23 protein-coding genes and 1 pseudogene are annotated in these 23280 nt (G+C 45.3%); 12 read left to right on the forward strand and 12 right to left on the reverse strand.

Annotated features, from left to right (window positions below):
* The first annotated feature begins 4 nt into the window (after positions 1 to 4).
* The 9 genes and pseudogenes from dmpG to ACFVS2_RS04785 all read left to right on the forward strand — a co-directional run bounded on the left by dmpG (position 5) and on the right by ACFVS2_RS04785 (position 7166).
* Positions 5 to 1027 (forward strand): 4-hydroxy-2-oxovalerate aldolase, encoded by a 1023-nt coding sequence (gene dmpG / locus ACFVS2_RS04745; protein ID WP_390231568.1) that lies wholly within the window; start codon positions 5 to 7, stop codon positions 1025 to 1027.
* Positions 1028 to 1038: 11 nt separating this feature from the next.
* Positions 1039 to 1827, forward strand: coding sequence for a 2-keto-4-pentenoate hydratase (locus tag ACFVS2_RS04750; RefSeq protein ID WP_390231570.1), 789 nt, complete (start codon positions 1039 to 1041; stop codon positions 1825 to 1827).
* Between the two features lie 167 nt (positions 1828 to 1994).
* Positions 1995 to 3017: a heparan-alpha-glucosaminide N-acetyltransferase domain-containing protein gene (locus tag ACFVS2_RS04755; RefSeq protein ID WP_390231573.1), complete on the forward strand. Its 1023-nt coding sequence runs from the start codon at positions 1995 to 1997 to the stop codon at positions 3015 to 3017.
* 89 nt (positions 3018 to 3106) lie between these two features.
* Complete coding sequence (locus ACFVS2_RS04760) at positions 3107 to 3256, forward strand: hypothetical protein (protein ID WP_390231576.1); 150 nt, start codon at positions 3107 to 3109, stop codon at positions 3254 to 3256.
* A gap of 219 nt (positions 3257 to 3475) precedes the next feature.
* Positions 3476 to 4003 (forward strand): annotated as a pseudogene (locus ACFVS2_RS04765) (serine hydrolase domain-containing protein); the annotation flags it as partial.
* A gap of 490 nt (positions 4004 to 4493) precedes the next feature.
* A complete protein-coding gene (locus ACFVS2_RS04770) occupies positions 4494 to 4967 on the forward strand; it encodes a carboxymuconolactone decarboxylase family protein (protein ID WP_390231579.1) in 474 nt (157 codons plus the stop codon).
* A gap of 42 nt (positions 4968 to 5009) precedes the next feature.
* Positions 5010 to 5657: an NAD(P)H-dependent oxidoreductase gene (locus tag ACFVS2_RS04775; protein ID WP_390231582.1), complete on the forward strand. Its 648-nt coding sequence runs from the start codon at positions 5010 to 5012 to the stop codon at positions 5655 to 5657.
* A 281-nt stretch (positions 5658 to 5938) separates the two neighbouring features.
* Positions 5939 to 6808 (forward strand): PhzF family phenazine biosynthesis protein, encoded by an 870-nt coding sequence (locus ACFVS2_RS04780; protein ID WP_390231585.1) that lies wholly within the window; start codon positions 5939 to 5941, stop codon positions 6806 to 6808.
* 199 nt (positions 6809 to 7007) lie between these two features.
* On the forward strand, positions 7008 to 7166 hold the full coding sequence (locus ACFVS2_RS04785; protein ID WP_390231588.1) for a hypothetical protein: 159 nt from the start codon (positions 7008 to 7010) through the stop codon (positions 7164 to 7166).
* A gap of 1129 nt (positions 7167 to 8295) precedes the next feature.
* Here the strand turns inward: ACFVS2_RS04785 and ACFVS2_RS04790 are convergent.
* The 9 genes from ACFVS2_RS04790 to ACFVS2_RS04830 form a co-directional block, all read right to left on the reverse strand.
* Positions 8296 to 8985: a DUF4241 domain-containing protein gene (locus tag ACFVS2_RS04790; RefSeq protein WP_390231591.1), complete on the reverse strand. Its 690-nt coding sequence runs from the start codon at positions 8983 to 8985 to the stop codon at positions 8296 to 8298.
* 80 nt (positions 8986 to 9065) lie between these two features.
* Entirely contained in the window at positions 9066 to 9773 is a 708-nt protein-coding gene (gene deoD / locus ACFVS2_RS04795) for a purine-nucleoside phosphorylase (protein ID WP_173619343.1), read from the reverse strand.
* A gap of 183 nt (positions 9774 to 9956) precedes the next feature.
* Positions 9957 to 10709, reverse strand: a complete 753-nt coding sequence (locus tag ACFVS2_RS04800) for a glycosyltransferase family A protein (protein WP_390232418.1) — start codon at positions 10707 to 10709, stop codon at positions 9957 to 9959.
* On the reverse strand, positions 10669 to 11544 hold the full coding sequence (locus ACFVS2_RS04805) for a glycosyltransferase family 2 protein (RefSeq protein ID WP_390231594.1): 876 nt from the start codon (positions 11542 to 11544) through the stop codon (positions 10669 to 10671). The genes ACFVS2_RS04800 and ACFVS2_RS04805 overlap by 41 nt, the downstream gene beginning before the upstream one ends.
* A 187-nt stretch (positions 11545 to 11731) precedes the next feature.
* Positions 11732 to 12952 (reverse strand): D-alanyl-D-alanine carboxypeptidase family protein, encoded by a 1221-nt coding sequence (locus tag ACFVS2_RS04810; protein ID WP_390231597.1) that lies wholly within the window; start codon positions 12950 to 12952, stop codon positions 11732 to 11734.
* A 71-nt stretch (positions 12953 to 13023) separates the two neighbouring features.
* Positions 13024 to 13839 carry a GTP pyrophosphokinase gene (locus ACFVS2_RS04815; RefSeq protein WP_173619346.1) on the reverse strand — a complete coding sequence of 272 codons (816 nt, stop codon included), beginning with the start codon at positions 13837 to 13839 and terminating at the stop codon, positions 13024 to 13026.
* 14 nt (positions 13840 to 13853) lie between these two features.
* Positions 13854 to 14729, reverse strand: coding sequence for a M23 family metallopeptidase (locus ACFVS2_RS04820; RefSeq protein WP_390231600.1), 876 nt, complete (start codon positions 14727 to 14729; stop codon positions 13854 to 13856).
* Between the two features lie 104 nt (positions 14730 to 14833).
* Entirely contained in the window at positions 14834 to 15091 is a 258-nt protein-coding gene (locus tag ACFVS2_RS04825; RefSeq protein ID WP_390231603.1) for a hypothetical protein, read from the reverse strand.
* A gap of 186 nt (positions 15092 to 15277) precedes the next feature.
* Positions 15278 to 15484: an alpha/beta-type small acid-soluble spore protein gene (locus tag ACFVS2_RS04830; protein ID WP_007729231.1), complete on the reverse strand. Its 207-nt coding sequence runs from the start codon at positions 15482 to 15484 to the stop codon at positions 15278 to 15280.
* A 248-nt stretch (positions 15485 to 15732) separates the two neighbouring features.
* On the opposite strand from ACFVS2_RS04830, the gene ACFVS2_RS04835 reads away from it, so the two are divergent.
* On the forward strand, positions 15733 to 16611 hold the full coding sequence (locus ACFVS2_RS04835; RefSeq protein WP_390231607.1) for a 5'-3' exonuclease: 879 nt from the start codon (positions 15733 to 15735) through the stop codon (positions 16609 to 16611).
* A 60-nt stretch (positions 16612 to 16671) separates the two neighbouring features.
* Here the strand turns inward: ACFVS2_RS04835 and ACFVS2_RS04840 are convergent, their stop codons facing one another.
* The 3 genes from ACFVS2_RS04840 to ACFVS2_RS04850 all read right to left on the reverse strand — a co-directional run bounded on the left by ACFVS2_RS04840 (position 16672) and on the right by ACFVS2_RS04850 (position 20161).
* On the reverse strand, positions 16672 to 16971 hold the full coding sequence (locus ACFVS2_RS04840; protein WP_390231610.1) for a MarR family transcriptional regulator: 300 nt from the start codon (positions 16969 to 16971) through the stop codon (positions 16672 to 16674).
* A 157-nt stretch (positions 16972 to 17128) separates the two neighbouring features.
* Positions 17129 to 18847, reverse strand: a complete 1719-nt coding sequence (locus ACFVS2_RS04845; protein ID WP_390231613.1) for a hypothetical protein — start codon at positions 18845 to 18847, stop codon at positions 17129 to 17131.
* Between the two features lie 12 nt (positions 18848 to 18859).
* Positions 18860 to 20161, reverse strand: a complete 1302-nt coding sequence (locus tag ACFVS2_RS04850; protein WP_390231616.1) for an AAA family ATPase — start codon at positions 20159 to 20161, stop codon at positions 18860 to 18862.
* 235 nt (positions 20162 to 20396) lie between these two features.
* Here ACFVS2_RS04850 and ACFVS2_RS04855 point away from each other — a divergent pair, with 235 nt between their 5' ends.
* Positions 20397 to 21791: a hypothetical protein gene (locus ACFVS2_RS04855; RefSeq protein WP_390231619.1), complete on the forward strand. Its 1395-nt coding sequence runs from the start codon at positions 20397 to 20399 to the stop codon at positions 21789 to 21791.
* 155 nt (positions 21792 to 21946) lie between these two features.
* A complete protein-coding gene (locus ACFVS2_RS04860; protein WP_390231622.1) occupies positions 21947 to 22978 on the forward strand; it encodes a YkvI family membrane protein in 1032 nt (343 codons plus the stop codon).
* Positions 22979 to 23280: the final 302 nt, after the last annotated feature.

Raw genomic sequence — 23280 nt, forward strand, 5'->3', positions numbered from 1 at the left:
GCATATGAGTCGTGATATTGTGATCACAGAGGTAGCGCTTCGAGATGGAAGCCATGCGATCAATCACCAGTTTACTGTAGAGCAAGTAGTCGAAGTGGCGCGCGCATTAGATGAAGCTAACGTACCGTATATTGAAGTCTCCCATGGAGATGGGTTGGCCGGATCGTCTCTACAGTATGGGCTGTCCAGGACCCCTGAACTGGAGCTGATCGAGGCTGCCGTTTCCGTTTGTAATCAAGCGAAAGTGGGCGTGCTCTTGCTGCCGGGAATCGGCACGATCAAAGATTTGAAGACAGCTGCAGGGCTAGGGATAGGCATGGCAAGAATCGCCACACATGCGACCGAAGCGGACGTCTCCGCTCAGCATATTTATCGGGCGAAAGAGCTTGGTTTGACGACAGTTGGTTTTTTGATGATGTCTCATATGGCTGCCCCGGAAAAACTGGCGGAGCAAGCTGGACTTATGCAAAGCTATGGAGCCGATGTCGTGTACATCGTCGATTCGGCTGGCGCTCTGCTACCTGATCAAGCAGGGGAACGAGTCCGGGCGTTGAAGCAATGTCTACATATTCCTGTTGGCTTCCATGCACACAATAATTTGTCTTTAGCTATGGCTAATACGCTCGTCGCCATTCAAGAGGGTGCGACCTGGATTGATGGCAGTGTTCGGTGCTTGGGTGCTGGTGCGGGCAATACACAAACCGAGGTTCTCCTTGCTGTACTGGATCGAATGGGCATTCAGACGGGCGTCGATCTGTACAAAATGATGGACCTAGCAGAGGAAATCGTGTCGCCGATTCTTCAAGTACCACAGGAAATTACCAGAGACGCTCTGGTTCTCGGATACGCGGGTGTCTATTCCAGCTTCCGGCTTCATGCCGAGCGTGCAGCCAGAAGATTCGGCATCGACTCCCGGGATATTTTGATCGAGCTCGGAAGGCGAAAGGCCGTGGGGGGACAAGAAGACATGATTGTGGATGTCGCAGCGGAAATCGCCCAACTGAACAGCTCTTCCAAAATCAGATAGGGGGTATCAGCGTGCAATCGGAACTATTGTACAAAAGGTTGGCTCAGAAGCTGGTGGATGCGGAGTTGAATAGGGAGGAGATCGTGAAACTGACGGCTGAATACCCCGAGCTGACAGTGGAAGATGGATATCGTATTCAAAATGAGCTGGTATCCCTCAAGCTTGAGCAGGGACATCGAATCTTTGCCTCTAAAATGGGTTTGACCAGTCAGGCAAAAATGAAGCAGATGAATGTGCACGAACCGATTCGGGGCTACATTTTTGACTATATGAATATCGAGGACGGCATTCTGCGGATCAATGAATTGATTCATCCCAAGGTGGAAGCGGAAATCGCCTTTGTTTTGAGTGAGGATTTGGAAGGACCGGGCATCACGGAGGCTCATGTTCTGGCATCCACTGACTATGTGGTTCCCGCACTTGAGATTATCGACAGCAGGTATGCGCAGTTCCAGTTTGCCTTACCAGATGTCATTGCCGACAACACTTCGTCTTCCCGTGTGTTTATCGGATCGACATGGAAAAAGCCTGATGAACTTGAACTCGATTTGGTAGGTGTTACTCTTTCGATCAATGGCGAGCTCAAAGACTTGGGGGCTGGTGCGGCTGTTCTCGGTCATCCAGCCCACGCGGTCGCGATGCTGGCGAACATGCTTGCTCGCGAAGGGCGCAAGCTGCACAAGGGAGATTTGATTTTGTCCGGGGGCATTACCGGTTCCCACCAGCTACGGGAAGGGGATGTCGTAAGCGCCAAATGGGGTGGCCTCGGAAGCATTGAGTTTGTGGTGAAAACGGGATAGGCAGTAAAGGCGAAAAGCCGAGAAGAATGCAGGGAGTTATCCCGTATTCTCTCGGCTTCTTTTTACGTTGGCTTTCTTGACATTAGGTCTGACCTAAAGTTTACGCTTCTATTAAAAAGTCGGAGCAACCTGTCAAAATGAATACAAATCCTGCGGAGGTAGATGTTATGGAGAAAAATCTGGCTCAAGGAGAGTCAAACCGTATTTTTTATCTAGATTTTGCAAGAGGATTGGCTGTGTTTTTTATGATTATGCAGCATGCTATGATCATGCACGAAAGAACATCAGGCGAAGGCGACACCCTGTTGGGCAATCTGTTTGTTTTATTAGGTACCGCACCTGCTGCGCCTGTATTCATATTTATTATGGGAGTTTTCGCAGTACGCTCAAAAAAAAGCGTAGCAGAAAATATGATACGCGGCTGTAAAATATTCGCTTTTGGATATGTCTTAAATGTACTTCGATTTACCATTCCTTTTTCATTGGCCGGTGATTCGGGGGTAGCGATGTCACATTTGTTCATGGTAGATATTTTTCAATTAGCAGGATTGTCACTGATCTTTTTCTCCGCTTTAAAAAAGCTTGCAGAGCATGCATTCATTCTGCCGGCATTCATCCTGGGCATACTGCTGATCTCACCCTACTGGTGGGGATTGAAAAGCGATTTGTATATTTTCGACCCGCTTTGGGGGGCTGGCGCCAATACTCAATTCCCCTTATTTCCATGGGGGGTATACTTCCTTTTAGGCATGTATGTAAGTAAACACCTTCAAACACAGAAATTGGAGGAGCAGATCAAGAAAAAATATTTGATGGGATGTCTGATTTTAGGGATAGCTGGTGCTGCAATGTTTCCGCTATTTCCAATAGGTGATTACAACCGAAGTGGACTGGCTATTCATTTGCTGATGATGAGTTTTATCTTTTTATGGATGGTTCTAGCTGATTACTTTGTTAAAAAGTTAAATAAAGCCGGATTTCAGAAGCTGTTACATCCAATATATTTCTGGAGCAGTCATGTCACTGGGATCTATATCATTCAATGGGTAATCTTTGGCTGGAGCGTGCTGCTCTTGGGTTTACAGCAAATGACGGATTATTCAGCTATGATCTTTGGTTTCGTTGTCATGCTTGTAACAGACGTTTTGTTAAGATTTACGAATCTGAAACGTATTTTACCTAAGCTGTAGCCCTGCTTCAAACCAAGTGACAATTTATATTGCTTTACGTAAGTAGCCCTTTACACCATCTATCAAAATTAATGTTAGGGATGATCCTTGTGAGCGGGATTGAAAACACGAAGGTAGCAGCAGTATTCGAACATTATCCAATAAATATTCAGGAGAAGCTGTTTTTTCTCCGTCAGCTCATTCTGGATACTGCATCGGAAACAGATGGAGTTGATTCCGTGGAAGAGACGTCTGGTTGAGACATTCAGGGAAATTTACCGTGATAACTTCAAATTTAAAGGCAACCGAGGGATCGTGTTCGATGGAGACGACGATATATTAGTAGACGAACTAAAGCAATTTCAAAAGAGAGGGAATTTATATGAATCGTACACACAATCAAACAACACAGGCAGCGATTGACCAATTATTTAACAAGTTCTCACCCAATGAACCTGGTTGTGCTTATGTCGCGAATTGGAAAAAGCCTTCGCGAATTTTCGAGGGAGCGTATTTTTGAACCTTTACACATGAACGACACAGCGTTCGTGGATCGCTATCCCACAAACTTCCCAGTTGCTCGTGGCTACTTGAAGAACGAGCAAGGGGCATATGAAATCTATGAAAGCCCATGGGAACATATGGGCGATGGAGCCATGCATTCAAATGTGGAAGACTTGATAAAATGGGGACAAAACTTCACTTCAAGTACGGTTGGTGGGAAAGACCTTGTAAAGAGAATGGCTGAGGTAGGCCCGAAAACTTCTCCAGATGGTCAGATGATTATTGATGATGAAGATTATGCTTTTGGCGTGTCTCTTGGCAAAGATTTTAATTGTCCATACATGGAACATTCAGGAAGTTGGGCTGGCTACAGTTCACACTTTATGCGTTTCCCTGAAGAACGTTTGACTATTGCTGTATTAAGTAATTATGAGGCTTTTGATGCTGAAGAGTATGCGAAAAAAATCGCAGAAATTGTATTAGGGAAAAGCACAAAAAAATAGAAGAACAATGATTAAACATGAATCTTTTTGATCAGAAGCTGTCTCCATTTTGTTGTATTTCCGACATCACTCGATTGCCTCAGCCATCACAAGTACCTAAATTTTCGTAATAGGGAGCCTAGTTTGTGCTTACATAAAAAAGAAAGGATGACTTTTTCTGATGTAACGAGATTATGCCTCAGATATAAGTCGATTAACAATAGGGATAATGAAAAGGATAAAGTGGAGCTTCCAAATGAGGAGGGCTCCACTTTTTTTACGTATTAGAAAGTATAAATATGAGCAGAGGGCGCTCGGCGATTTTCTTGTGGGACCCTATGAGTGCATGGTAAGAAAGCTGTGCCGCTGCAGCCACTGGCGCCTGTAATTCTGCTTTATCATTATTGTCTGATGAAGATTCTGATTCGGTCACACTCTCTCCGTTCGTTACGTCATTATAGTGAGAGGCAGAATTAAGGGCTTCTCTCAGATAATCAAAGGAGTGTTTCCTATGCAATCCAGAATGAAAAACCCTGTTATCATTTTGCCCGAAGTGGGCCAATCCTTGCAGGCGTTGGGCAAAGCCTTATTTACGTCAGCCGAGAAAAACGGCGTGTCGGCCCGCACCCTTTTCCTTGCCTACCTTCGTATTAGCCAAATCAACGGAGATAGCGTCTGCGTCGATCTTCATTCCAACAACGCGAAGAATGCAGGCGAATCTACAGAGCGAATTCTAGCTGTAGCCGCATGGCGCGATACGTCGAATTTCACCGATGCGGAACGTGCTGCGCTAGCGCTGAGTGAGTCGATGACTCGACTTAACGAACAATCCCAGCCTGTGCCGGACGAAGTATACGAAAAAGCAGCCCGTCACTATGATGAAGCGGCGCTGGCTACGCTTATTGCTGGAATCGCTACAGCCAACCTTTATAACCGGATTAACATCTCTACTCGTCAAGTCGCAGACGTTTTGGCCAAAAAATAAATCGGCAGTCGCTGCCCATTGAAAACGGAGGTAGTTCTTTTTATGGCAACCGTACTTTATATTACAGCTCACCCGCGTGATGATGAGCGTTCCTATTCCATGACAGTAGGGAGAGAATTTTTACAAGTTTACCGTTCCACCCATCCGCAAGACGAGGTCGTGCATCTCGATTTGTTTAAGCTGGATCTCCCTCAACACGATGGTGATGTATTGGATGCACGGGACAAGCTTAGACAGGGAGTGTCTTTCGATCAATTAACGCCTGCGGAGCAAAGTAAACTCGGACGTATTTTCCAAGTTCTTGAACAATTCATAGCTGCAGACAAATATATTTTTGTCTCGCCGATCTGGAATTTTTCCTATCCGACAGTTATGAAGAACTATCTTGACGCGATCGTCCTTCCAGGAAAGACGGTTAAATATAATTCTGACGGCAGTAGAACCGTTGTGCTTGGCGGTAAAAAAGCAGTTCATATTCAAGCATCTGGAAGTATCTTGTCGCCTGGCTCAGGGGGGACCTACGAAGATTGTGAAATGGGGCACCGTCACATAAAAGCCATTCTGAACTTTTTAGGTGTAACGGATTTTCAAGGCATCTTTGTTGAGGGGATGCAAGAGTTCGCTAATCGAGCGGAGGAGTTCAAGGAAAAGGCGCTCCGAGAAGCGCGTCAAGTAGCGGAAATTTTCTAATTGAAGACATCCTTAAGATGAGGGAAGCTGTTCGATCGGCTTCCCTTTTAAAATGGAGGAAATGACATGTCTCATTCCACAGACAATCATTTGGCGACAAGAAAAACTACGCAAGCACAAAGTATTAGACTCGCATTCAACTAACGAGCAGGCTAATTCAATACACACATGGAATTCGTTGGATATAATATTTAACGGGAAGATGAAATTACGTGTTGGATTCCATGAAGGAAAACTATATTTTATAATTAATGTAAAAATTACGAAAGAAGGAAAATATATTGAGAACTAAAGTATACGTTTTATCTGCTTTCACTAAAAACGGAGAAGGGGGAAACCCAGCGGGAGTAGTTCTAGATACGAAAGATCTCACAGAGAAAGATATGCAAGTTATCGCTAGTACATTAGGTTTTTCAGAGACTGCTTTTATATTCCCTTCTATAAATTCAGATTATAAAATTAGGTATTTTACACCGAATGAAGAAGTAGATGTATGTGGGCATGCCACGGTTGCAACTTTTTCCTTACTAGCTCAAAGAAGAATCGTACATCCAGGAATTTATACCACGGAAACAAAAGCGGGGGTACTACATGTACAAAATTTTGATGATCACAGGATTTTCTTACAGCAAAACCCCCCGAGTTTTTTAGAAATACTTCCTTCTAAAGATATAATAGGATCATTACGTATAAATGAGGACCAATTAATGCCTAATATGCCTATCCAAATTGTTTCTACAGGCTTACGCGACATCATTGTACCTGTAAAAAGTCTTAAAGACTTATTAGAAATAGACCCTGATATGGAAGGAATCACTAAAATAAGTAAAAAGTATAATGTAACGGGGTATCATTTATTTACTCTAGAAACCCTACATGATTCCACAGCTCATTGTAGGAACTTTGCACCTTTATATGACATTCCTGAAGAAAGTGCTACTGGTACATCAAATGCTGCTTTAGCTTGTTACTTAGTAAAATATAATGACAAGAAAAAAAGTAGAGAAAGAACCTTTACTTTTGAACAAGGGTATACAATGAACAGCTCCTCAGAAATCACTGTAAATGTATCTGTTCACTTAGGTGATATTACATATGTTCAGGTGGGAGGTTCTGCTTCTACATTCCAAGAAAAATGGATTGATATTTAAGTAAAGTGAATTATCAGCCTGGTTCTTGTGTCCGCGATTGGCTTGAAATGGATTTCATAAACTCAGGGACCGTCGGGTGGACCAAAAAAGGAGCTGCGGATGCGGCTCCTCTTTCTTTTACACCAACTGACAGCAAACTCCGTGCCTAACGGGGGGTATTTTTTGCCCCGAAGGAGCGGTGCGGGAGGAAGAGGAGCTGATGAAGTTTCTACAGAGCTTGGATAACGTAGCTACGCCTACAAACGGATGGGGAGCTACTGCAGGAGCCGAAATGTTTAAAGTGCTAAATTTCCTGCAGCGTGCAGATTCGGGGCTTGGAAAACGAGGTCAGTCATGCACGGTTGAGCCAGGTAGGTGAGAAGACGTATTAGATTACGGTCGCAAAGCTCCTTAAATCGAAACCAAGAGAGATTGGCGAGTTAAAAAAGGAAAATAATGAAATTATCAATTTTCAGTTCATAAAAGAGCCATTTCATGAACTGAAACGAAAACGGATCATTCACTGGGAGAGGAACATATACATATCGGGTCTATTCTCGAATAACTACCTTATAAAAGAATACTACGTACTTTTGTATGCCTCGACATTTGTTTGTCTATGTAACCTTTAAGGCCCTTGCAAGGAGTTTAATACGGGATAAACGCTAAAATCAGACCTGATTAGTAGCATGTTTGTGTCACCAGACAATGATTAATTACCTTATTATTGCGCTCGTTTCATAAACATTAATTAAACTGCGACACAAACAAGTATACCAATGATCTAGTGTACTTGTTTGTGTCATTTTCGTATTACATGTTTGTGTCGCTAGACAACAAAATCCCATTACATTTACACCTAGCCGATTTCTGCTCTTTTTATAAGTTTACATAATATATATTATCGGACTCAATACGAAATGCATAATTTCTGAAAGAGGTACTCACCTGTTTTTACAAGCTACTTGTCACAAACTCATTCGTACATGGATCTAATTGAAAGATGATGCAAAATAAATAGCTTTTTTCCATCCATCCGTGCCAATTGACATACATGTAATGTATTACCGAAACTTGCTCTCATAAAAACCTAACTAGTAATAAGGAGCTTTCCAGTATGTTTATCAGCTTCACAATAAGACATTAACAACAGCAACCAAACTGCTGATCATCTAATAAGACCACTCAGTCATTTATCATCTACAATAAAAAAGTTCATTTAAATTAAAAGACACTATTTACATTTATTGTAAATTCATTTATATTATAATTAAGATCACTATAACTAAAAATGCCCGGAGGTCCCCAAATGACCAAAGTAATCCCAAAATCGAAAACGATCACCACTTCACCGAAAAAAAGATCGTATGAAAATACCTTGAATAACCTGGCGCAATACCTCGAACGAAATAAGAAAAAATAACCAATAAAAAGAGTGCCACCGGAGGCACTCTACTTTGGCGTCTATAAGCTTTTCTTCTCTCTTCCTTCCCCGTTTCCCCCAACTTCTATTCTTCAGCCGTTCCCATCCAATCCAACAAGTAAAAATCGGTTACCAAACGTGCGATTTGTCCCTCGGCATCATAACCAATATAGCTCGCGTAGCTGCCGTCTCCCCATCCTGTTGAAAACATGGCAACATTACAGCCTTCCGCTAAATCTATTAGACCCCAACTCCGTGTGTGTTTATACGTTTGATCCATTTTCTTCGTCAACGTCTCATAGAACATCTCGTCTTTCTCCATTTCTCGTTCCAAAAGCGCGCAAGCTTCTGCATCCATGAACGAGCCTGTACCCGCATCCACACCGTAGCCAAAAAATTCACCTTCGCCAAGCTGTGACACATCTGACTCCGCCCAAACAGCCATTTTCCAAGACACAACAGGTTTCTCTGAGAAGACAATCCGTGCCAATGCTACCCGTTCATCTGGTTCCAGAGCGTCATCCGTTTGCTCATCCTTTGACAGGGATTGAACTTGCGCGATAGCGAGCTGTACGGAGAAGCTCCCCTTTGGGAAAACCTCTACAAACGGTTCCGTCTCAAACATGACAAACGGATCGTTCGCCACGATTTTTCCAGTTTTCACCTGAAGCTTGCCCATATCTTGGCGGAACAACCGATATAAATAGCCATCCAGCTCTTGCGTATACCCTTCGTCAAATGCCGTTTCAAAAAAGGCAGGGCAATTATGTTTCATGATTCCATCCCCTTTTTCTATCCTCTACATAAAATCCCACTGACGATAGTTTGCCAGTGGGATGTCGTCTGCATGCTAATTTACTTGATCAGAGCTGCTTCCAGCGCCACTTCAATCATTTCATTGAAAGTTGTTTGGCGCTCGTCAGCGGAAGTTTCTTCACCGGTCAGGATGTGATCACTTACCGTGAGGATTGACAATGCGTTGCGCTTGTATTTTGCAGCCAAAGTGTACAGCGCGGAAGATTCCATTTCAACAGCAAGCACTTGATAGGATGCCAATTTTTTGTACAAATCTAAGTTCTCGCGATAGAAGCTGTCGCTCGTAAAGATATTGCCCACTTTAACAGACAGATTGCGCTCTGTCGCTGCTTGATACGCTTTGTGCAGCAAATCAAAGTTAGCAGTAGGAGCAAAATCAACCTGATTGAGCAGGAGACGATTTGTTTGGGAATCGGATGATGCAGCCATACCAATAATCACGTCACGAACTTTGATGTCTTCCTGGATCGCGCCGCAAGTGCCTACTCGAATCAGGTTTTGAACGCCATAAGATTGCATGAGCTCATTTGCGTAGATCGCGATAGAAGGAACTCCCATGCCCGTTCCTTGTACAGAAACGCGCTTACCTTTGTATGTACCTGTGAAGCCGAGCATGCCACGCACGTTATTGTAGCACTCTGCTCCTTCGAGGAAAGTTTCAGCAATGTATTTGGCCCGTAGCGGATCGCCCGGCAGTAGGATGGTTTCAGCAATTTGACCTTGCTGTGCTCCAATATGAATACTCATAATCTGTTTGCTCCTTTATCAAGAAAAAATGACCTACTTGCCTATCGTACTACAAAAACCGAACAATGCAAAGTCAAGAGATCAAATGATTCCAGCAGCTTATGATTGCACGTTTGCGCGAGACTTTTGAAAATAAGGAATAAGCGATACCGACAGATGGCATCGCCTCGACAACGGTTTCATTCATTTTAGGGACATCACGTAATCCATTGCTTCCAGGTGATCTCCCAGGATCGTCTGGTTAACGCTCGGTTTATTCTTTCTTTGTGTCGCTCTTTTTCTCGTAAGCTTTGCTGACGAAATGTAATGAGATGGCACGACTCGCAAATGATTGTGTAGAGCAATGGCGTGCGCAACGGCAGGTACGACCAAATGTTGAACGCCGATAATTGAAGCGGCTTGTCGCGTAATGGCAAAAGGTAAATCGTACATCGAGGAAGTTCCTAGTTCATGGTGCGAAACCAAGGTATTGAGAAATGTCTTCGCAAACCAAACCATATCCGGTTCCATTGATGGTTGTCGAAGTGGCGTCATACTCTTTCTCAAGGCGATGTCTGCTCCCCGGTAACACGTTCTGACAAAGGACTGCATGTCATTTGCAGCCACCACGTGATCCGCATCGAGAAACAACCACACATCTCCTGTGGCCTCCTTGGCACCTATTGCTCTCCATACATCTTCCCCTAAAGGAAACGGGTACACAAACGCTGTGAGTGGACACGAGGAATAGGTGAGTATCTTTTTCACCGATCGATCCGGGCAGCCATCCACAACGAGTACGATTTCCATGGGCCTGAGCTTCTCAATTTGTTTGAGTACTTTTTTGATCGTCCGCTGGTGGTGAACAGAGAGGATGACACTTAATCGATTTAAGTTCTGGTATTTTTCTTTACCATTAATGTGCTCTTCTCTGCGTTTTTTTGTGGGATCTCGCATATTTCGCTTTGCGTTTGCCACCCCATCCACCGCCCTCCTTTACGCGCGATTCCAGATGAAAGACCGAGCGCAAATGCAGAACACCTGATGAATGCACCAAGTCGCGGTGTCGTTGTCCATCCTGATCTGCGTGTCGCAGCTTCGTTCCACCCGTTAGTAACTGGATTGCCTTCGCATGCTCCCGATAAATCGTACGGATGTCTTTTCGCACGATAGCACGAGTGGCTGTTGGGTGTTTTTCCGAGGCAAACGGGGCAATTGTTGTTATTTTGAGCCCCAAGACTGACGCTTGAACCAAGGCAACTGCCGGATTGCATAAAGTCCCGGAACCAATTGCCTCTAGAGCATTTCGGCTCAAGGCAAATGGAATATTTTCAAAGGAAGCGGAGCCCATTTTTTTATGACCAAGAAGATGGTTCAACAAGCAATAGGCACTTCTTGGTGAACGCTTTCCTCTTCTGGATACCGAGCGGTCTGAGCATGTCGTGATAATGACATCTGATCCCTTTTTGACCAGCGTGACATATTTCTTCAAGTATAAAAGAGGCATGACGAGTCGTTCGTCGATAAAAAGGACAATGTCTCCCCTCGCGTGAGCACACCCGATCGCTCTTGCCTCATGGCTGTCTACATCCAAACCGGTTGAAATGACTTGTGCCCCCCAAAGATTGGGCAGCATAGCTTCTTGAGAGCTCACTCCGTTGCATACGACGATTACTTCCGTGTGTGGATCTATTCTTTTGACAACAGAGAGCAGTTTTTTCATATTCCTGGCGTTGTCACTTATTGGGATGATGACGGACACGGCAGGGTGATCATAGATTCGGTTGTCCATCTCACTCCCCCTCACCAGATGATCAATGATTACTCTAATGTACGCTCGGTTTCCACGATTGGACACGGCATCTATCCCTCACAACTCAACAAGAGATGACCTGCTTGGAACACTCGGTTTCACGGTCATTTCACAAAAAAACAGGACGTGCATATTGCTACGTCCTGTTTTGATTCTCATTTTTGTATTAGTAGAACCGCCGTTGAAGACTGCGTTCGCGAATTCGTTTATTCCTCTGTGCACGGGAAAACGTATACACGATTAAGAAAAGGTTCATTCCTAACCAGACGATTAATACGCTATAGCGAGCCAGTGGATGACTGTTGCCACTTTCTGAATCCCCAAATACAGTAGCAGCAGCAGGAGCAGGCGGATCATGACGAAGCAACGGATAAGAAACGGCTAGCTTGCCAGCCTGGACAGACAGGTTTCCATCTGCTTTTAGCTCTACCAAAGGCTCCACACCTTTGGGAACCGTCGCATACAAGTCCTCCTTGGCTGTAAAAGTCACGACCGAGTTGTTGCCAGGAACAGCTACTTCTGAAAAAGAATCCCCTTTTTTGGCGATTGGTTTGGTCTCAAATCCTTGAAAACCATAGTCCAGTAGCTTTTTCACATCTTTGTATGCATTTGCACTCGTAGAGGCCTTCATTGTGACAGCGATGAGCTCCATTTCTCCACGCTTGGCGGAGCCTACCAGCGTATGCATCGCCTGATCAGTAAAACCGTTCTTGATTCCCGTCGCACCTTCGTAGTCGCGCAGGAGCTTGTTGTGATTCACCAATACCGTTTCCCACGTTTGTCCATGCCAAGGCAGCCGCTTCGTACCGACAATTTCCCTGAAAACGGGGTTTTTCATCGCGTACTGCGAAATTTTGGCCATGTCCGCAACAGTCGTGTAATGATTCGGATCATGCAGTCCGTGTGGATTGGTAAAATTCGTTTCGGTGACACCTACTTTTTCTTTCAAAAAGGCGTTCAAATCCACTGCAAAACGCTCTGTCGTCTGGCTCATATGCTCAGCAATCGCAGTACCAGCGTCGTTACCTGAATTCATGAGCAGTCCGTACAGCAAATTGCGTAGGGAAATCTGTTCTCCCTCTTCCAAATAAACACGTGTTCCTTCTTCACGGCGTGCTTTTTTTGAGACAGTGACAGTGTCATCCAGATTCCCTTTTTCTATCGCGTAAATACCTGTTGCGATTTTTGTAATACTAGCAGGGTACAACTTCTCATGAGGGTTCTTTTCAAACAAGACTTGTCCCGTTGTAGCATCAATCAGAATGGCTGATTGTCCAGTGAGAGTGCTAGGCTCCAGGCTTGATGACTCCTCGGCAAAAGCGGAAGGCATGCCAAGATTGAACAAAACCATCACCACAACGAGTAGGTTCGTTAGCAAAAAGCGCATGTTAGTCAATATCCTTTCCTACTTTGTCGCGTTTTTTCAGGTTACATTTGGTCTGTAGACAACAAAAGACGTTATTTCAACCGGATCCCCAACAAATCGTGAATCATTTTAAACTTAGGATTGTCCGCAAAAGCCTCTTCGAAACCACTGACATGTTCTCTGTACAAGGCTGCAGCCGAATCCAAATCCTGCTTGACGTACAGGGAAAATATTTCTTCTAATTTTTCTTCCAGTGTCGTATCAACTTCTGCCGGTGTGAGAATTTCTTGACGCAAATTGTTCATCAACACGTCGAGCTGATGCGTGATCACGGAAGCTTCATGAAGCTGCTCCAACACATCTGTCGGAATGTTGCCCGAATACTTGTAGCGCAGTTCGTGTTCATTCGTCGCCCAGAAGTTCATTCCTAATGTACGGATTTGGATCTCACAAAAGAGTGTTTTCTTCTCGCTGCCGTGGTAGACCGTATAAGAAACAATCATGTGAATACTTCTGTATCCAGAATCCTTTGGAGCTGCGATGTAGTCTTTGACATCGTGAATGACGATATCCTCCCGCTCCTGCAACAACTGCAGCACCTCGCGCACGTCGTCTACATAGCGGCATACGACTCGAAGTCCCGCGATATCCTGGACTTCCTTGGCGACGTCACTTTGCCAATGATCTCCCAAAAAGTCGATTCCTTTTTCGTTCGCCTTTTTTACTAAACTGTCGACCTTTTTCACTCGTCCGACAACAAATTCAATAGGAGAATAACGGCCGCTTTTTAGAAAGCCGTATTTAATTCCTTTTAGTTTTAACTTTAGCTCTTCAACTGCCTGTTCATACGGCGCCAAGAAATGAACCATGTTGTTGAGCACTTTGCTTGGCACATTTGTGACTCTCATGAAGACACCTCCAATTACTTCCAGAGGAAAGGTGATGCATCAAAAAACGGCTGAGGATTTACATACGTATTACCCACTAGCATGCCGTAATGAAGGTGAGGACCTGTAGAAAAACCGGTGCTACCCATTTGTCCAATCACCTGTCCCTGTTTCACTTCTTGTCCTGTCTTGACATCTAGTTTGGACAAGTGTGCATATATGGAAAAAATATTTAACCCGTGATCGATGATGATGGTATTGCCTGTTAAGTATAAAGAGTCGGCCAGAACCACTTTCCCATGGTTGCTCGCCCAAATTGGCGTTCCTGTTTTGTTCGCGATGTCAATCGCCGAATGCCTGTTGGCTGGTACACCGTTTACTACGCGTTGATAGCCGAATGGAGTCGTTAATTTTCCGACTGCTGGCTGTTTAAACGGCTCAGAGAAATACTGAATCGCTCTCGAGTTGGACCTGGCTGCGTTGATCTTTTTTTGATCTGCATTGATTCGATTCGTATCCTGTCGCATTTTGTTGAGTTGTTTACTTACCGTGAGCTTGTCTACTTCAAATTTTTTCGGTGCGATTGTCACAGATACGGAAAGTTTTTTGTCAGCAGATGTAACTTTATAGGTGCCCGCTTTCGTGTTAAAAGGAATCGGGATAAACCGGGCATACTCATCCTGTGTCTTTTGCAAACGATAGTTCTGAGAGAATACCGTTACGGTTTGTGGCTCTTTACTGCGTACTAAAATAACGTCCCCAGGATATGTTTTGGCTGGTGTTACGCTGATCGCTGGTTGTTGTTTCGTTGTTTGGGCGTAAACCCCTTCTGCTGTCTGGCTGAATATGCTTGTCCCAGAGACGAGCGTCAATGCTGTGACCAACATGAGACTAACCATTGATTTGAACATAGACATGCTCCCTCCCATTTTCTAGTATAACAAAACACACCCTGAAATGAAAAAGAAAAAGAAGGCTAATGAGCTAGCCTTCTCCAATCATACCAAATGTAATCTTATTGTTTCTTCGAATAATCCGACATCATTTCCATGATGGATTGCACGCCTGTCAGCATTTCGCTTGCACGTTTGGTTTTTTGCGAGATGCCGTCAAAATCAAGCATCCCTTTTTTTCGATCGTTCCATCTTTTAAACAATTCTTCCGCCATATCGGGGTTGCTTTTGACCGCTCTAATCCGCATGGAATCTTCGAGAACCCACGCTTCAAATTCGGGATGCTTTTTTAAAAGCTGCTTCACTTCTTTTTTCTTCATAGCCGGACGTCGCTCCTTTCCACTGGACAAACGAGGATAGATAACTGTTCGTTACACCATATGACTAGTCCGCGATTGTGCTTGTGTGTTTGCACCACACAGGAAAGAAAAGGGCTTTTCATGGTAAATATAGAAAGGCCCCTAAAAAGGGGCCTCTCTTCATCCAGCTATTTACTTGTCAGTTCGTTAGACTTGACGGCCTGCCATTTGTTGCTCAGCAAAGCTCACCAGACGTTTGGTAATTTCGCCACCAACAGAACCGTTTTGGCGAGAAGTAGTGTCTGGTCCGAGATTTACACCGAATTCAGATGCAATCTCATACTTCAGTTGATCCAAAGCTTGGTTCGCTTGAGGAACTACCAGATTGTTGGTGCCACCTTGGTTGTTAGCCATGATTGATTCCTCCCGACGCGTTTTTTCTCCCGGGACGGGTTTGAACCGTCAGCGTTTGCTTCTCGCCTTGAGACCGGAAGTTGATTTCAAGAGGTGGTTGTTGACCTCTTGTGGTACTATCATCCCACCGTAACAAAAGTACATGCACGTTTTCTTTCGATATTTCAGTTGTAAAATCTGACAAGGTTGTCCCGCTCCTTTATGCTATAATGGTGCGTATAGTTTGGTAGTGAGAGGGGCAAGGATTTGTGAGTAATTCAGGAAAAGTACTGCTCATCGATGGCATGAGCTTTTTATTTCGCGCCTTTTATGGTTCTGCTTGGGGTGGAGCCTATCGCCAGACTTCAACAGGTGTGTACACAAATGCGGTTTATGGATTTACCAAAATGATGCTTGATTACGTAGAGTTGACACGTCCTACTCATCTCGTGGTAGGCTGGGATGTCGCTTCACGCGAGTCTTTGGTGCGTAGTCAATGGTATGACGGCTATAAATCAAATCGTCAAGCGGCGCCGGATGAGCTCATTCCACAATTCGATTTGGTGAAAGAAGTAACGGATGCGTTCTCGGTTCCGAACATAGGTTGCCCAGGCTTTGAAGGCGATGATGTATTGGGTACGCTCTCCACACGTCTTTCCGAAGAAGGACACGAGGTTATCATTGCGACAGGTGATTACGATAGCTTGCAGCTCGTATCTGAGCGAGTAAGTGTAAAAATCCTGAAAAATGGTGGCAAACACGAACACTATAATCCAGCGAGCCTCTTGGTATTGCGTGGAATTTCAGCTGAACAAGTCGTTGACGTCAAAGCTTTAATGGGAGATGCATCTGACTGTATTCCAGGCTGCCCAGGAATTGGCGAGAAAACAGCGACAAAACTGATTACCGAGCATGGTGATCTGGACAACCTATATGTAAATCTGGCAAGCTGTACGCCTAAAATGCGCAGCAAGCTGGAAGAAAATCGCGATCAGGTGTACTTGAGCAGAAAGCTGGCTACGATTATCCGGGATGTTCCGGTGGAGTATGCGCTGGAGGATGCCGTGTGGGAATACGATCGTCAAGTCGTTCAGAGCAAATTCGATGAGCTTGAATTCGGTCGTACGATGGCAGCAAGAGTCGGCTAATTGGGTCATGATCATCGGCTGAGAAGAAGCGGTCTATCCACTTTTTTTCAGCCGATTACTTTATGCACTGCATAATCGCTCCGTCAGTGAAACCCACACGATTCGGCGATCCGTTCGGTCTCGGAATCTTCGTACCAAATTTTCCTCCTCCAGCCTACTAATTAAGCCTGAAGTTGTGCTGTTTGACAAATCAACAGCTTTGCTAATGTCCCCCATTGTTTTTGGCCCGTTTCCAAGAAATTCGAGAATCAATACTTGCTGCCAATTGAGTTCATTTGTCTCTAGCTCTTTTTGTGCAATATTTGAAAACAAGACATTGGCTCCCCGTATAAGCTTGGCCAGCTTGATCAGTTCCTTCATGGTGTCCTCCTTTTACCATTTTCCTTTTGTTAGCTACGCTCAGCATAGGCGAAACTATTAAAGAAAAAAGTGGGTAAGAGTTAAATTTTTTCTTAAGCTTCATAAAAAAATCCCGTCCCACGAGAGGAGACGAGATTTGGAAGTGAAGTCGAATCACTTATTTGGTTGTTTGAAATACATCCAGGAGCAGTCCCGTATTTTCTTCCCCATCCGCTTCCCAGCTCGTAGCAAATTTGACACGGTGAGAAACGCCCAGCAAATCATACGCTTGTACGAGATGCTGCCTCGCAGAACCCACAATCAAGCTGTGCAAACGAACTTGTTTGTGCTGGCCCAAAGAGATGAGCTTTTCTTGAACATAAGGAGAAATGCCCCCTATTCCATCCGTTACCATGACAAAATCTGCTCCACGCCACGCTTGTTCCTTTTCAACCAGCTCGATGGCTCGCTTCATCGGGGCGTCAAAGTGAGTCCCACCGCCAAACGCCATTTGTGCCAGGCCGTAAAAGGCAGGCCAATCTGGCTTTTTGTGATAAAGCGGTTGCTCTCTGATCTCGCCTTTTGCCCCGAACAAAAGGAGGATAAAATCACGTTTTTCCAGCATTGAGAGGGCCGCAAACGTCATGATGAAAATTTGTGCAAGCCGCAGCTTACTTCCGCGCATCGAATGGGATGTGTCCAGCATGCAGATCACCGGACCTTTTGGCGGTTCTTCTACCCATCCCGAGGTATCGTAGGTCATGAGCTTTTGCTCCAGCCATTTGAGCATAAAGTAGTTCTCGAAGTCCGGATCAGCGAGAAGCACAGCTTCACCAGGTAGCATGTGTGCAATATCGCCTGATTGCCGCAAATCATAGTATTCCTCAGGAAAATGTCTGGAGCGAATTTCTTTGCGTTTCACACGAAAGCGATGGACTTGCCTGCCTACTTCGTTCAGAAAAGCGACCAGGTCAGGATGGCGCTTCAATTTCTCAATCCATTTCAAATACTGCTCAAAGCTTTGCCTGCGCAGCTTGCCTAGTTCATGACCCCAGCTTCGGTTGGCGAAACGCTGACTAGCCGTAAATACCTCTTCAACAAAAAGCGTATCAAGTTCTTCAGTGGATAGCGTCGCCTTTAATGATCGCTCCAGCCATTGTCCCAGCTCTTTTTCAAAAGCGGCGATCGCTTCCTTCTCTTGCTTTTGTAGTCGGTCCAGCTGCTTTTCGCGTTGGGCGAGCTCATCCTCCAATTTTTTCACCTTTTGCAGAAGCTTGGTCCGTTTCGTGAACTGGACTTTCATTTCTTCTTGCAGCTCAGTAATGCGATTTTGCAAAGACAATACCTCTGCCCGCACTAACGGCTTGGTGTCCATGGCCTCTTGCTTGTCTTCCACAATACGCTTCCCCTGTTGAAGCGTATAACCAACTAGCTCGAGTTTGGCCTTTTGTTTTTCAGTCAGTAGCTCGGAAAGCTGTGCTTGTTGACTTCCTTCCTGGCCTTGCTTGTCTTTTAAGCCAGTTAAGAGCGGAGAAAGCCGTTGATCCTTCTCCCGCTGCTTCACTTCCTCAGAAAATGTCTCTGTCAGCCACAGCAAGGCCTTGATTGCGGTTTTGAACGACGCGCTTTCCTGCCCGACTGTACGAGGATGAATCATGCGTGTAAAATACTGCTTCATGAGCGTACGAATCATCCAATGTTGAAAAGGAGTAGATTCTTGCGTCAGATCGATCTCCGGCTTTTCCAAATAAAAGACGAGGAAAAAATCCGCCAAGAGCTCCAAATCAAACCATGCTGCTCGTGCCCGCGCCTCATGAACCCATTCCTGAGCGGTGCGCGAAGAGGCGAGGTACGTTTCAAATACATAGCGATCAACACCGCTAGCGCGAATGATCATACGAACTACCCCCTACAACGTAAAATCATAATCCGCCCCGGGGATTTCCTTGTCAAAAATCGTCCGATACGTGCGCTGTAGCTGCTGCAAAATCCGTTCGCCTTCAATTCGCAGGTATGAATATTTGACCGCGTATTTTTCTGCATGCGGAATCAAGCGGTTTTTTTCTAGGACATAGGCATGCAAATCGTGCTCCCGCTTCTCCCACTGAATGAGACGATTACGCAAGTCTCGCGCCGTCTCTTCCACCTCATCCCGACTCTCCTCCAACAACCGGACATTGCGCTCCATCGCTTCCTTGCCCAGCTTTGCGCCCACTTCTTTTTTAAACTGGAAGGCATGCAGCTCCGATTCTTTTTCCTTCCATTTATCTGCAATTTGTCCGAAGCGCTGGAGTGGCAATTCATTCTCCATATCATTCTTCAGCATTTCCGTAAATTGCTGTTCAAACGCTTCTTGCATGACCGTCAAGTCCTCAGGAACATTCCACAACATATGCGGAGTAAAAACCGTGTCCCAGATTGTCACCTGCTCACGTCCGTGCAAGGCAGCAGAAGTACGCCATACATGCGCGATTTTGCTCCAGCGACGGTCGGAGAGCACATACTCTTTTGCTTCCAGGTCTTGTTTTAGGCGATACAAGAAATAAATGATGGTTTCTGGAATGACCACTTGCTTCGCTGCCGCTTGAATATCCTTCACGTCATACAGAGAGAACACAACAGGAAGTGGCGTCGTTGGCAATGAAAACATGCGCTCATAGCTTGCAGCATGCTTCAAATAGTGAACCTCATAGCGGAACAAGAAGCGGTCATAAAGAGCGGTCAATTGATCATCATCATCGGGAAGTTCATTCGATGCAGCGATTAAGAACTGCAACGGAACCTCCTCTTTTTCTCTGCCATTAAAATAAATTCGTTCGTTCAATATAGAAAGCAACGCATTCAGAATCGCGCTGTTCGCTTTGAAAATTTCATCCAAAAACGCAAACTGAGCGTTGGGTAAATAGCCTGTTGTTTTTCGTACGTATTGATCTAGCTTCAATTGTTGAAGAGAGACTGGACCGAATATCTCATCGGGCGTCGTAAAACGGGTAAGCAAATACTCGAACCAATGTTCCGATCCGAAGAGCTGAGAAACAGATCGTGCTAGCTGAGACTTGGCTGTTCCCGGCGGACCGATTAACAAAGCATTTTCCCCGCTCATGATGCCAAGCATTAAAAGGCGAATCAATTCACTTCTTTCCAGGAAACGACGTTCCAAAAGCTCAATTGCCTGGTCCATTTTACGTTGGATGGGTGTAGTCGAATTCATCGTAGTTGGCTGCACGACGGACTGGTTAAGAACGTCGATGTGCCGATCCCCCTCTCTTGCTTGGAACCCAAATATTCGTCATTCATTAATAGTGGCATATCATGGACAAAAATGCCAGTTTTCCAGTTGATCCCACTCGTCCTCTCTAGGGTGTGCGTTCACCCATGGCCTATTTTTCGCATATGTTGTGACATCAAGGTACTTACATCGGAGTAACGCAAAAGGAGGGTGCGAAATGGGAATCGAGCTTTTGTGGATACATGGTGTGTACGTTTTGTTCGTGATCGGCATTATTCTCGTGATGGTTTTGCGAAAAGATACGAGTTTGATCAGTATCGTGGGTATAGCAATCCTTGGTTTCGTCGCGACAGGGTCTGTGACAACTGCCGTCGGCGGAATATTCGGCAGCTTCATCTACGCGATCACCGAGCTATTGCCGACGATTTTAGTTATCTGTATCATCGTGGCCATGAGTCACGTTTTGACGGATACGGGCGTAAATGAAACGATGATTCGGCCGATGACCCATTTGGTTCGAAATCCTACATTGGCTTATTGGGTGATCGGGATCGTCATGATGGTCATTTCCTGGTTTTTCTGGCCTTCTCCAGCTGTCGCATTGATCGGTGCTGTCATGTTACCCGTGGCATTGCGCGCTGGCCTGCCGGCGATGGGTGTCGCCGTTTCGATGAACTTGTTTGGACACGGGATTGCACTGTCCGGCGATTATATTATTCAAGGGGCTCCCACTTTAACGGCCAAAGCCGCAGGAATTCCTGTCTCAGACGTGATTTCGGCCAGTGTCCCTCTCGTTATCATTATGGGCGTCGTGACGACTGCAATCGCATTCTGGTATTTGAAAAAGGACATGAAGCTCGGCGTGCTTGCGTCTCCCAAAGAGACAGTCATACCCGATGATGTTTTTACTTCCGCACGAGTCCCGTTGTCAGATGGTGTGCGTCGTACGTTAGCTGGTCTCGTACCGGTATTATTTATCCTCGATGTCGTGGCGATGTTTGCTTATGATTTACGCGGAGGCGATGCAACGGCGCTTGTAGGCGGAACCGCCTTGCTCATTCTCATCATTGCAACGATGCTCGCGCACAAGCAAAGTGGTCTCGAGCAAGTAACCACACATCTCATCCAAGGCTTTCAGTTCGGCTTTAAAGTATTTGGTCCGGTCATCCCGATTGCTGCTTTCTTTTATATGGGCGACAGTGGGTTTATCAAGGTGTTTGGGGAGGTCCTGCCGCAGGGTTCACACGGAATCGTGAACGACCTCGGCGTGGCGCTTGCACAGACGATACCCATTAACAAGGAAGTAGCTGCTCTTACTGTATCCGCAGTAGGGGTCATTACAGGACTGGATGGCTCAGGGTTCTCGGGTATTACACTGGCTGGCTCTTTGGCTCAACTATTCGCAACTGCTTTGGGTGCTGGTGCGGCTACGTTAACAGCGCTAGGACAAATTGCCGCCATCTGGGTCGGCGGTGGAACGATCATTCCGTGGGCATTGATTCCTGCTGCGGCAATTTGCGGGGTAGACCCATTTGAGCTAGCGAGACGAAATCTGTATCCCGTGGCGATCGGACTTTTGGTGACGACAATCGTGGCGATGTTTCTTCTATAAAATGTCGGTATCTATACGAAAAAGCGAATGGTCACGTGCCATTCGCTTTTTTTCTAGGTTAGGTTATGAGATAGACGAGTTTTCTCATTCTGTTTTTCTCCGAGACTCATACACTTGTACTAGCATCTATTTGGATGGGAAAGGAAAAAACCAGTATGAAGTTGTGGGGAAAAAGTATCCAGGTCGCAGCAACGTACATTGGAACAGTCGTAGGTGCCGGGTTTGCGAGTGGTCAAGAAATTCTCGCGTTTTTCACCGCTTACGGTCATGCCGGAACAATTGGCATCCTGCTCGCCACATCTCTTTTTGTTTGGTTGGGCTACAAGATGATGCTAATCGCTCATCATTTGCGCACACCCTCCTATGAATCCTTTAATCAAAAACTTTTTGGACCGATGATCGGTCGTGCGATGAATATTTTGGTCTTTCTCACCCTTTTTGGCGTAACGACTGTCATGCTGGCAGGAGCGGGTTCGGTCTTGGAGGAGCAGTTTGACATTCCGTATTTGGTCGGGACCACAGCCACCGTTTTGTTCGCTCTGTTGCTTCTGCGAAAAGGGTTGGAGCAACTACTCGTCGTGAATGCGATTGTCGTTCCGTCCATGTTATTGTTCGCTTTGCTCATTTTGTTGGATGGCACCGCAGAATCCCCCATGCCTCTTTCACCCCCAGCTGATTATTCCTTCTTATGGAAAACAGTCTTATACGTGTCCTTTAATCTGGCCATGGCCCAATCCGTACTCATCCCAATCGGCTATGCGATCCGCGACAAGGTCGTTTTGTTTCGGGCAGCCGTCATTGGCGGGGTCGTGCTTGGATTCATGCTCCTCGTCGTCCATACTGCCATGTTGGCCAACTGGGACGATGTCCGTCTCATGAATATCCCGATTCTTTTTGTAACCGATCAATGGAACGAGTGGCTCCAGCTGTTCTTTGTTTTCGTGCTCTATTCCGAGATTTTTACCACACTGATTTCGAACGTGTTTGGTATTGGTCAGCAGCTACGTGAATTATTGGTCGTTCCGGAATCGCGGCTTTACTTGTATTTATTCTCTACTTCTTTCGTATTGTGCCTGATTGGGTATAGTCAGTTGCTCATGTTTTTGTATCCGTTGTTTGGGTATTTGGGGTTGTCTACGCTCTGTCGGATTTCGATTCCAGGGACTATTCCTCGGCATAGATTTTAAAAACGTACGACCACTCTTCAAAGCAAGATCAAGATCACATATTGTTCGTGTTTAGGAGAGATGTTTACGATAACAAAAAGTATTACCCCCGAGAATTTTTTAACAAAGTGAGATAAGGCCTCAATATTTACGAACGATTTTAAAATATTTTTCTATATAGTTCGGAATAAATCCCGAACGTGTTTCTCAACAGTCATTCACATATGTACCTATACTTATAAGCCGACTCTCCTCCGTGAAGCAGTCGGCTTTTTACTATCAAATGATCAATTGATTACTTTTTATCCATTGGCTTACAGCTA

The sequence above is a fragment of the Brevibacillus sp. NPDC058079 genome (assembly GCF_042885155.1).
Classification (GTDB): Bacteria; Bacillota; Bacilli; order Brevibacillales; family Brevibacillaceae; genus Brevibacillus.

Bases quoted from the DNA above. Each gene is read 5' to 3' on its own strand.
- ACFVS2_RS04810 (WP_390231597.1), bottom strand. From the start codon at position 12,952: ATGCGCTTTTTGCTAACGAACCTACTCGTTGTGGTGATGGTTTTGTTC.
- ACFVS2_RS04790 (WP_390231591.1), bottom strand. From the start codon at position 8,985: ATGAAACATAATTGCCCTGCCTTTTTTGAAACGGCATTTGACGAAGGG.
- ACFVS2_RS04800 (WP_390232418.1), bottom strand. From the start codon at position 10,709: ATGCGAGATCCCACAAAAAAACGCAGAGAAGAGCACATTAATGGTAAA.
- ACFVS2_RS04840 (WP_390231610.1), bottom strand. From the start codon at position 16,971: ATGAAGGAACTGATCAAGCTGGCCAAGCTTATACGGGGAGCCAATGTC.
- ACFVS2_RS04770 (WP_390231579.1), top strand. From the start codon at position 4,494: ATGCAATCCAGAATGAAAAACCCTGTTATCATTTTGCCCGAAGTGGGC.
- ACFVS2_RS04860 (WP_390231622.1), top strand. From the start codon at position 21,947: ATGAAGTTGTGGGGAAAAAGTATCCAGGTCGCAGCAACGTACATTGGA.
- ACFVS2_RS04845 (WP_390231613.1), bottom strand. From the start codon at position 18,847: ATGATCATTCGCGCTAGCGGTGTTGATCGCTATGTATTTGAAACGTAC.
- ACFVS2_RS04805 (WP_390231594.1), bottom strand. From the start codon at position 11,544: ATGGACAACCGAATCTATGATCACCCTGCCGTGTCCGTCATCATCCCA.
- ACFVS2_RS04785 (WP_390231588.1), top strand. From the start codon at position 7,008: ATGAAGTTTCTACAGAGCTTGGATAACGTAGCTACGCCTACAAACGGA.
- ACFVS2_RS04755 (WP_390231573.1), top strand. From the start codon at position 1,995: ATGGAGAAAAATCTGGCTCAAGGAGAGTCAAACCGTATTTTTTATCTA.
- ACFVS2_RS04820 (WP_390231600.1), bottom strand. From the start codon at position 14,729: ATGTTCAAATCAATGGTTAGTCTCATGTTGGTCACAGCATTGACGCTC.
- dmpG (WP_390231568.1), top strand. From the start codon at position 5: ATGAGTCGTGATATTGTGATCACAGAGGTAGCGCTTCGAGATGGAAGC.
- deoD (WP_173619343.1), bottom strand. From the start codon at position 9,773: ATGAGTATTCATATTGGAGCACAGCAAGGTCAAATTGCTGAAACCATC.
- ACFVS2_RS04825 (WP_390231603.1), bottom strand. From the start codon at position 15,091: ATGAAGAAAAAAGAAGTGAAGCAGCTTTTAAAAAAGCATCCCGAATTT.
- ACFVS2_RS04815 (WP_173619346.1), bottom strand. From the start codon at position 13,839: ATGAGAGTCACAAATGTGCCAAGCAAAGTGCTCAACAACATGGTTCAT.
- ACFVS2_RS04855 (WP_390231619.1), top strand. From the start codon at position 20,397: ATGGGAATCGAGCTTTTGTGGATACATGGTGTGTACGTTTTGTTCGTG.
- ACFVS2_RS04830 (WP_007729231.1), bottom strand. From the start codon at position 15,484: ATGGCTAACAACCAAGGTGGCACCAACAATCTGGTAGTTCCTCAAGCG.
- ACFVS2_RS04775 (WP_390231582.1), top strand. From the start codon at position 5,010: ATGGCAACCGTACTTTATATTACAGCTCACCCGCGTGATGATGAGCGT.
- ACFVS2_RS04850 (WP_390231616.1), bottom strand. From the start codon at position 20,161: ATGAATTCGACTACACCCATCCAACGTAAAATGGACCAGGCAATTGAG.